Here is a 9605-nt window from a genome sequence, read left to right as displayed (position 1 = left end):
CATCTTGGGGCAGCGACCATTTCTGCTTGTACCGCTCAATCACCTCCAATAGGGCTTGCACTCGCAGGGCCGCTTGCGCTCCCCTTATCGTGTGTACCGCTGGACTCTGTCTGCGTCCGTCATGCAGCGCAATCTTCCATTGGGCCCCCGCCAGTTCGAGTGATGTTGCCAGTATTACGTTCTCAGCATCGACTCCGGCTAAGTGATCTGTACGCATGATAGCCTCCGTTGCGTTCGCCTTGATTCACTTAAGCTTACGACTTAAGCTTGGGTTGGTCTCTCGCTACATAGGATCTAATTATCGGGCTCGTGGTTGCGCGCCACCGTGAATAATTACGGCTGTAGTATTAGAGTCGCTAACGCAACCTGGACGTTAGGCCGTAAGCGCTGTATCCTGGGGTCATGGCAAGACGCAAAATCAGCAACGAATTGTGGGCGGTGCTGGAGCCGTTGATCCCAGCGTTCAAGCCCTCACCGAAAGGCGGGCGTCGGCGCACTGTTGACGACCGGGCGGCATTGAACGGCATTCTGTATGTCCTGCATACGGGCGTTCCATGGGAAGACTTGCCGCAGGAGCTGGGCTTGGGCAGCGGCATGACATGCTGGCGACGATTGCGCGACTGGCAGGCCGCAGGCGTGTGGAGCAGGCTGCATCTGGCGATGCTTTGCCGGTTGCGTGAACATGATCAAATTGATTGGGAGCGAGCGAGCCTGGATGCGGCCAGCGTTGCCAGCCCCCGGGGGGCCAAGAAACCGGCCCCAACCCGACGGACCGGGGCAAACTCGGGAGCAAACGGCATCTGGTCGTAGATGCCCGGGGCGTTCCCTTGGCGATCACCGTCACGGGTGCCAACCGGCATGATTCGATGGCCTTCGAGCGCCCTCTCGATACCATCCCAGCCGTGCCGGGCTTGAGCGGTTCGCCGCGCAAACGCCCGGGCACACTGCATGCGGACAAGGGCTACGACTTTGCCCGCTGTCGACGCTATCTGAAGCAACGCGCAATCACTGCACGCATCGCCCGTCGCGGCGTAGAAAACCGTGAGCGGCTCGGACGGCATCGCTGGGTAGTCGAGCGCACGCACGCCTGGTTTGCCGGTTTGGGTAAGCTGCGCATCCGCTTCGAGCGGCGTCTGGACATTCATATCGCCTTGCTCCGCTTGGCCGCCGCCATTATCTGTTCGCGCTTCGTGGACGACTTGGGTTAGCGACTCTTAGCGCCTCAATTCAAAATAAAAAAACTTTACGATAATATAAAAAATAAAGTTTAACGTTTGTACCCAAGCAATGATGCCCACCTTTTATTCCATTGCCGACTGCACCAAGCGCTGTCAAACCAAATACACTTACATTAACACGCATCCAATTTTACCTATCAGCACAAATCCGATCAAATTAAACTTGAAATTTTCCGCGCCATTGACAACCTTTCAAATAGCCCTCGACAAGCTTATAAAATGACAAACACAGGCCCAGCGATTCATATAATATGCATATAAAAAATTGCGTGCATTTCGGATCACCTCCAGTGCCGCCTCAATTAATTGAATTAAAAACTATCTTAAGAAACATTCAAGCGCCGTCAAAAACAGACTAAGCATAATGCTACCTCACAGCACTTGCGGGAAAAGTGGTCCCACTTCAGCGTGTCGGCCCGCACCTTTAAGTTGTGCCACCAAAGCCTGTAGTGCCATCATCAGCCCGTTTAGCACAAGGGCAGCTAACATCCAGACGCTTGATCCGATCGTCACTGTGGCAAGAACATGGGCGCACAGCTGACCTGCGAGCATTACATTGATCAAACCTATACCGATAAAAGACAAGCGACCTCCAAACAGCGGAACGGCAAGCTCCAAGATTGCACAAACCTCCTCCTGAATTCGAGGCCAAGTGAACAAGACCGCCATAGAGAACGCATAGTGATACGGGTATCAGCGCATTACAGCCACCATCCTTCAAGACAGCATTGCGATCAACCGTAAGGCCATCCAGCGCCTAGAGCGTGTTATGCACTTTTCATAATGGGTACAGCATGAAAGAGCATGAGCATAGCGAAGACGACGAAATGCAGGCCGGCCAGGGTTTCGGGCAGGCGCTCGTAGTCGCGTGCCAGTGGCCTAAACCGGTTAAGCCAGGCGAAGCTGCGCTCGACCACCCAGCGGCGTGGCAGCAGCACGAAGCCCTTCTTTGCCTCGGGCAGTTTGATGACCTGCAGTTCCATGCCCTCATCGCGAGCGGCCTGCGCAGGCGTGTCGCCCGTATAGCCCTGGTCAGCCAATGCAAGTTTCACTGTCTGAGCGGTGACATGCTGAACCTGACGCGCAAACTCGGCCACCTGTGTGCGCTCCTGCTCGTTGGCCGGCGTAATGTGCACCGTCAGCAGCAGGCCCAGCGTGTCCACCGCCATATGAACCTTGCTGCCTCGCTTGCGCTTATGACCATCGTAGCCCGCACGCGGGCCGCTTTCGCATGTGGACTGCAACGTGCGTCCATCCAGGATAACTGCACTGGGCTGCGCCTGGCGCTGTTGCGCCACGCGCAGCACCGAACGCAAATCGTTGACCATCGCTTCGAAGCAACCCGCGTTCAGCCAACGCTGCGTTTGCTGGTAGACCAGTTCCCACGGCGGGAAGTTGGTCGGCAGCATACGCCACGATGCACCTGCTCGCGCCATCCAGCGCAGCGCGTTGAACATTTCACGCAGTTCGTATCGACGCTGCGGTGCCTCTTCAGTCATTAAAGTCAGGTAGGGAGCGGCAAAGCTCCATTCCTCGTTCAATACATCTGTCGGGTAAGGCTTGTGTTCTGTCATCCCGATAGGGTAACAACTCTGACCAAAACTGCCTAACACGCTCTAATGGCTGAACTGAGGCTTAAGGGGCTGCGTTCGAATGAAGAAAAACCGAGTGTACAAAGATCACAATATACTCAATTTTCTTGAGCGACAATTCAATGTGCAACGTCTCAACCCAAAGCACGTAACCGACGTGAGAAACGCAAAATGGGAGGCCAGAAGCTGTATTTTGCACCGAACTTGGACCTATACAACGGCAAAATCTTAGTCTATGAAACTTCGCAGCCCCGTTGTTCAACATGGTAGGGAAGATGCTAAACAAGCGATTGATCAATCGAAAGCACACGGCCAACGTTGCACTCGGACCAGGGCTGGCCATATCTCAGCCAGGCCAGTTTCTTGCGTTCAGTTTGCAGAACTCGATCAATTCGCGTCCCTGTAAGAAGGGGACAATACAAAATTCTGATCAAGGAGCCAAGCCATGGCTATGCCGCCTATTGCTGCTCGCTCGACTCGGCAGTTTCTTCGTCAAGTATTTCTTTTCCGTTTTCGCAGGTTCTGTGCCTCTGCGTATTGGCAACGGCTGATGAAGCAACATATTGGCATTATCCCATTGCCAGCGTATGGGCTCATCCTCGCATGCTTAAGCGCACTTATTGCGCTTGAGGAGCTACCGAGCGAATTGCCAGTACTCATCGCCGTGCTTGCAGTTGTCGGGTTCACTTGCTTTGAAATTGGCGCCCGGATGCCCATGCTACGTCACATGGGTGGTCCGGTGATCGTGACACTATTATTACCCTCTTGTTTGACCCATCATCAATGGTTGCCAAAAAACTTGATTGTTTCAATCCGCGAGCTGTGGGTGGCAACAAATATCCTCTATCTATTCTGCATCCTCGTGATCGCGGGCTGCTTACTGGGTATGGATCGACAAGTATTGATTAAAGGCATTGTGCGATTCTGCGTCCCCGTTGTGGCCGGTTCAGTGACTGCGGCATTAGCTGGCACCGCAACGGGTGTTGCATTCGGTTTGAGCGCGCAGGATACATTCTTTTTCATTGTTGTACCTATTATGGCCGGCGGAATCGGCGAAGGTGCGATTCCTCTTACCATCGGCTATGCCGCGCTATTACAGCAACCACAAGGCCAATTGTTTGCGCAAGTAGTGCCGGCGATTGTCCTAGGCAATTTAGGTGTCATCGCTAGTGCCGCAATACTGCATCGAGTCAGCCGAAGTTGGCCCCAAGACACCCAGGCTTGGCTGACGACGGCGGATAACACTGCACTGTTATGCCGTAAGTCTATTCCCATTGAGCACATTGCGGCAGCCGCAACGATTGCCATTAGCTTGTATTTTGCTGGCCTGGTTATTCAACATTTTACAAGCTTGCCCGCACCGATCGGCATGTTAGCGTTCGCCGTTTTGATTAAGATAATTGGTGCCGTGCCCTCTCACCTCGAACATGGCGCGCACTGGAATTATCGTTTCTTCGCATGCGCGGTGTCTTATCCACTGCTATGTGGTGTTGGCATCACATTGATGCCATGGGGTGCAGTCATTGCCGCTCTGAGTCCAGTGCACCTTGTCACAGCACTTGTCACGGTGCTTGTACTAATGACCACCGGCTTTCTCGTCGGACGTTGGACGGGGCTGCCGGCGATTGAAAGCGCGTTGGTCAACGCATGTCATAGTGGCATGGGTAGTGTCGGAGACTTGGCCATTCTCACCGCGGCCAACCGTTTGCCATTGATGCCGTTTGCGCAACTTGCCACTCGGATCGGTGGGGCGCTTACAGTGGTGGTAGCGCTGTTATTGTTGGACCAATGTATTTGATGCAAAAATGCACATGTTCTATCTACGTCGTCGACATAAAATCAGTAACATTATTAAAATATTATATAATTTATGTAGGGGCCAATTAAGCTATATTCCATAACGATGTGTGAACCGCGATTGTGTAATGCATGTTCAGTCGCGTCAAGCGTGATATGGCTTAACAGCTGGCTCTTGCAACTGATACGCCGGCTACAATGGTAAGAAACGCCGCAACAACGTTAAAGTCATCCTCAAGGAAACGCGAACGCATGCTGAGGCAGTATGCATTGAGTCAAACAGCTGTCGGGCAATTACGGTATGTAATGGCATCACTTTCTGCATGATGCGCGGCAATAACGACTGCTTCTTTGGATGCATCCATGTCCAGGACCGCGTGATTGGCTAGGCATCGCAATGACAATCGCGTCGCGCGCCATCGCGGGCCGTCATTCGGTTCTGGATTTACCAGCCTCAGGGCGAGACGAGCACGCTCCTTTCGGGTAAAATCAAACGATCCAACGTCATTTTACTCTGTATTCGTCCGCCAACGCAGGCCCCGCTTGAAAACCGGACAACATCACATGAAGATCCGAATGGCAGAAATGCTTATATGATCGGCGCCGGTTTTCTTGGGATGTCCGACGTATCTATTGCAACGCAGTGTACCGCAGCAATAGGACATCGACATGTTGCGGCATCGACCCGACGTAGCGCCGAGATGAATTCCTCTGCACGAACGCTGTCGTAATCGATTTGTGCCTTTTCGAATTACTGCCATGCCCGTTTCTTTCCGTCCGCCACTTTGCCAACCCGCCCGTCAGCTTACCTGGGTTGCAACCGTATTCGCAGTGCTGGTGGTCGCGTTATCTATCGCAGTGCGAGTAAGCGCGGCGCCCACCCCCGCTCCTAGCGCTGCTGTGCCGCCGTCATCTGGCACGCCGGCCGCGCCAGCGAGCAACGCCGTGGTCACGCTCACGCCGGAGCAGGCACGTGCCGCTTTGCAAGTATTGAACGATCCTCGGCGCCGCGCGCAGTTCGAGGACACGCTGCGGGCGATCGCCGCGGCGGGTACGCTGGCAAGCCCAGCCGCGTCGCTCCCTGCCGTCGCCGCGAGTGTGCCCTCGGCCGCCAGCGGTCCGGCTGGGTCGTTGGCCAAGGCGCTCGACGCGGATGGACTGGTGACACAGTTATCGCGGCACATCGCACAATCCGCTTCCACTTTCGGACAGCGCGTGCACCTGTCGAGTTCGGCATTGCTCGACTTTCCGTCGGTCCATCAATGGTGGGCATGGCATTTATCCAGCCCACAAGGCAGGCATGCGTTGCTAGGATTGCTAGAACTGCTACTTGCCGTGCTGGTGCCGTCACTAATGCTCGAATTGCTGGTGCGACGGGCAGTACGGCGCTCACGCAGCGCGCTGGCGTCCCATCACGCCACACCCCACGAGCCGCCTGCCCCATCGCCCCAAAGTGGCACCCAGCCCGGCGACGCAGGCGTGCCGCGAGCGTCTGCGTCGCGCGCGGCACATCATTGGAGCCGCCTGCAAGTACTACCCCGCGCGCTGGTCCACTTGTCGCTTGGTGCGTTGCCGTTGACCGCGTTTGCGCTATGTGCATCCATGCTGCTGTCCGTGTGGGGCGATTCCAACGCGCAAGCGGCAAGCGCAATGGGCGTAGTCGTTGATGCGTACGTAATTGGCCGGGCGGTATTGCTCGCCTGTGCATTCTTTTTTTCGCCTAACGCGCCACACCTGCGTCTACTTCCGTTGCGAGATCGCTGGGCGTCGTTTGCACAAAGCTGGATGACTCGAATGGTGGTCGTCGCAGGGGCCGGCGGAGCATGGGCAGGCGCTGCCGGCCGGCTCGGCATGACGCAGGAAGCGCAGTTGGCACTGGTCAAGCTGGTGGCGCTGGCGGTACACATCATGGCGGCGATCGCAATCCTGCAATGCCGGGTACCGGTGGCGCGTACGATCCGTGGCTATTTCACGAAACGGCCAACGCTCGCGTACCTGGGCCACTGGCTGGCGGATATCTGGGCAGGCTCGACGGTGTTCGTGATCCTCGCGCTGTGGTTAGTCTGGGCGCTCGACGTGCGCAACGGCTACGAGATGGTGCTACACCTGGGCGGGCTGTCACTCGCTGTACTGCTCGCCGCGCGCGTCGTCGCCATTGTCGCGTTCGGCGCGCTCGGACGCGTGTTTGGACAAGGCGTGGACGACAACACTTCCAGCGTCGGACGTCGGCGCGCGTACCGCTATTATCCGCTGCTGCGTCAAGCCTTGTCCGTGGTGATCGGCGTAGCAACTTTGTTGGTGCTGCTGTCGATATGGGGACTGCACGTCGGCACGTTCCTTGTCTACAATCCAATCGGCAACCGGCTTGGCTCGGCGCTGGTGACGATCGCGATTGCAGCGCTGGTCGCAGTGTTGATCTGGGAGATCGCGAACGTAGGCGCCGAGCGGCGGCTCGAGCGGTGGACGGCGGCTGGCGACGTGATCCGGGCGGCGCGGCTGCGCACGCTATTACCGATGCTGCGTACCACGCTATTCATCGCGATCTTGATGATCGTCGGGCTCACCGCGCTGAGCCAAATCGGTGTCAACACGGGCCCCCTGCTGGCCGGCGCAAGCATCTTTGGCGTCGCGCTCGGATTCGGCTCGCAAAAGCTGGTGCAAGACTTCATCACCGGCATTTTCCTATTGATGGAAAACGCGATGCAGGTCGGCGACTGGGTGACGGTCGCGGGCGTATCGGGCTCGGTCGAGTATTTATCGATCCGCACTGTACGTTTGCGCGGCGGCGACGGCTCGCTGTACACGGTGCCATTCAGCTCTGTCACAACGGTCAACAACACCAATCGCGGCATCGGCAACGCCGCAGTGAAGGTCGTGATCGCAGCAGGGGCAGACGTCCAGTACGCGATCCAGACGCTGGTCGACATCGGCGCCGAGTTGCGCAGCGATGACAAGTTCAAGGATGGCATCTTGTCCGACTTCAGCTTCTGGGGCGTCGACCAGATCGATGGCGCGAGCATTACGCTGGTCGGTCAGATCGCGTGCCGCGATACCCGTCGCTGGCCGGTTCAGCGTGAATTCAACCGGCGCATCTTGGATCGTTTCACGGAACGGGGCATCGAGTTGGCCAATCCACAGCAGCGCAACTTCGTGATCGATGCGCGCGCGACGGCCACGCAGCCGAGCGGGCCGGACGCGGGCACGTCCCCGAACCGGTAGAATTGCGCATTGCGCGGCGCCCCTAACGCGCCCAACTGCCGGCTCCGGGGGAGCCGGTTCAGTCGCGCGGCCGCCCGCACGAAATGGGGAGCTGCGCGAGCGCGACCCAATAACGAAGCGGCTTGACGTCGATCACGATGCAAAAAGCAGGGCTGACCATCACATTCTGAATTGGATTGTATCGTTGTAACCGCTTAACCTGTCGCGACCGGCTTTCCAGCCCAACTCAATTTACGGCTTCGTGTGTCGCCGGCGCGCACTGCTTGGCCCGACGGCCGCGTCCGAATTGAACCGCTTTGTTGTACGGCTCGCGCTGCCAGCGCTGCTTTTCGACATCACCGCCCATTCGGACTGGGCGCAGCTGACTAACCCGGCGCTGGTCGCCACGTTCTCTGTCAGCTGCACACCGGCTATCTCGGCTTCCCCCTTGTCCTGCTCGCGTTCGGCCATGCTGGCCTTGCGCCGACCACGATCGCTACGGTCATCGTCACCTGCGTACTGTTTACCTTTGCGATCGTGCTAATAGAAATCGGCGTGCAAAATGAACGCGCGCCGCGCAAGCTCGCGGCGAAGGTGGCGTGGTCACTCGTGAAAAATCCGCTAACCATGGCACCTGTCGTCGGCGCGCTCGTCTCCGGTGCCGCGATCGCGCAGCCGCCCGGCCTGACCGTGTTCACGAAACTGCTAGGCGGCGCGGCCAGTCCATGCGCGCTCGTGAGCCTCGGGTTGTTCCTGGCCGAGCCCCGGCCGGCAACCGGAACTACCCGCGCGGCGCTCGTGTTTACCGGCGTCAAGCTGCTCGTGCAGCCAATGCTTGCATGGTGGCTGGCAGTCCACGTATTCGCTCTCGCCACGCCACTGGCCGACGTCGCCGTGCTGCTCGCCGCGTTGCCCACCGGCACGGGGCCGTACATGCTAGCCGAGTTTTACCGCCGCGAAGCTGCCGTGACGGCGCAGACGATCCTGCTGTCCACGATGGGTTCCCTGGCGTCGCTGTTGCTGCTGCTGTATTGGATGCGCGCACCGGGCGGCTGACTCGCCACACGCGATAGGGTCAATACAACTTCCGGGGTGGCAAGGAGCGGCGAATTTGCTTGCGCAATCTCGCCACGGCGGCTGCCTTTTTCCGCTTGCGCTCTGCGGTGGGCTTTTCATATGCCGTGCGGGCACGCAACTCTTTGATCAAGCCAGTGCTTTCGATCGAACGGCGGAAACGCCGGAGTGCAACCTCGACGGGCTCATTAGGCTTCGGGATAACAGTGGTCAAATCATTCCTTTGAGTTCAATGGGAGAAAAAGGTACCGCACGCCTGTGCGAAACCCAAGGCGTCGCATGCTCACGAAACATCAGCTAAAGCAAGTAATGGCTGGCCCGCTCACATGTCGATCACCGACGCGCCGTCCACCTTGCCGTCGATGATGTCCTGTCCTCGCTGACAGGCAACACGTCGGGCCACGCCGAAATCGGCAAACACATGCTCCTGGTCCATCTTGAACACGCGGCCCGCGCCCACGACGCCGTCTGTTCCCAGACGACAGATGCGCACGGCAACATCATAACCTTCGTCATAGCGCCGGTGACCGTCGAAACGGCTGAATTGGCGCGCGAAAACAAGCGGACGAAGCTCGAACCCCTTGTATAGAAGTCGCAGCGGTGTCGACATAGTCGCTCCTCGACAGGGGACATCGGCCACTATACACGCAAATCACGGAGCGGGTCCCGATATTCTGGCGCTCTGAGAAATGGGTGAGGGCAACCT

At 57.6% G+C, this 9605-nt stretch carries 7 protein-coding genes and 2 pseudogenes; 4 read left to right on the top strand and 5 right to left on the bottom strand.

Going from position 1 to position 9605, the window contains the following annotated elements; all coding sequences use genetic code 11:
• Positions 1 to 217 (bottom strand): annotated as a pseudogene (locus tag KQH55_RS15085) (IS110 family transposase); the annotation flags it as partial.
• A 185-nt stretch (positions 218 to 402) separates the two neighbouring features.
• On the opposite strand from KQH55_RS15085, the gene KQH55_RS15080 reads away from it, so the two are divergent.
• Positions 403 to 1208 (top strand): IS5 family transposase gene (locus KQH55_RS15080; RefSeq protein ID WP_235091537.1). Its coding sequence is split into 2 segments (ribosomal slippage): positions 403 to 733 and positions 733 to 1208, totalling 807 coding nucleotides; the frame shifts between segments, so codons are not numbered across the junction.
• Between the two features lie 402 nt (positions 1209 to 1610).
• On the opposite strand, the gene KQH55_RS15075 is transcribed toward KQH55_RS15080, so the two are convergent.
• Together KQH55_RS15075 and KQH55_RS15070 are read right to left on the bottom strand one after the other, a co-directional pair.
• Entirely contained in the window at positions 1611 to 1856 is a 246-nt protein-coding gene (locus tag KQH55_RS15075; RefSeq protein ID WP_235091536.1) for an MATE family efflux transporter, read from the bottom strand.
• Positions 1857 to 2005: 149 nt separating this feature from the next.
• Positions 2006 to 2812, bottom strand: coding sequence for an IS5 family transposase (locus KQH55_RS15070; RefSeq protein WP_235091535.1), 807 nt, complete (start codon positions 2810 to 2812; stop codon positions 2006 to 2008).
• Positions 2813 to 3275: 463 nt separating this feature from the next.
• Between KQH55_RS15070 and KQH55_RS15065 the strand changes: the two genes are divergently transcribed.
• The 3 genes and pseudogenes from KQH55_RS15065 to KQH55_RS15055 all read left to right on the top strand — a co-directional run bounded on the left by KQH55_RS15065 (position 3276) and on the right by KQH55_RS15055 (position 8881).
• Positions 3276 to 4628 (top strand): 2-hydroxycarboxylate transporter family protein, encoded by a 1353-nt coding sequence (locus KQH55_RS15065; RefSeq protein WP_235091534.1) that lies wholly within the window; start codon positions 3276 to 3278, stop codon positions 4626 to 4628.
• A gap of 758 nt (positions 4629 to 5386) precedes the next feature.
• Positions 5387 to 7846 (top strand): mechanosensitive ion channel family protein, encoded by a 2460-nt coding sequence (locus tag KQH55_RS15060; RefSeq protein ID WP_235091533.1) that lies wholly within the window; start codon positions 5387 to 5389, stop codon positions 7844 to 7846.
• A 199-nt stretch (positions 7847 to 8045) separates the two neighbouring features.
• Positions 8046 to 8881, top strand: a pseudogene (locus tag KQH55_RS15055) (AEC family transporter).
• Positions 8882 to 8900: 19 nt separating this feature from the next.
• Here the strand turns inward: KQH55_RS15055 and rpsU are convergent.
• Both rpsU and KQH55_RS15045 read right to left on the bottom strand, forming a co-directional pair.
• The gene (gene rpsU / locus KQH55_RS15050) at positions 8901 to 9113 is read right to left on the bottom strand and encodes a 30S ribosomal protein S21 (RefSeq protein ID WP_076794254.1); all 213 of its coding nucleotides are present in this window, start codon (positions 9111 to 9113) and stop codon (positions 8901 to 8903) included.
• Between the two features lie 108 nt (positions 9114 to 9221).
• Complete coding sequence (locus tag KQH55_RS15045; protein ID WP_076794252.1) at positions 9222 to 9509, bottom strand: hypothetical protein; 288 nt, start codon at positions 9507 to 9509, stop codon at positions 9222 to 9224.
• Positions 9510 to 9605 lie beyond the last annotated feature (96 nt).

This window comes from Mycetohabitans sp. B3, assembly GCF_021498065.1.
Taxonomy (GTDB): Bacteria; Pseudomonadota; Gammaproteobacteria; order Burkholderiales; family Burkholderiaceae; genus Mycetohabitans.
The sequence above is the reverse complement of the archived record's forward strand: the minus strand, read 5'-3'. Positions and strand labels throughout refer to the sequence as shown.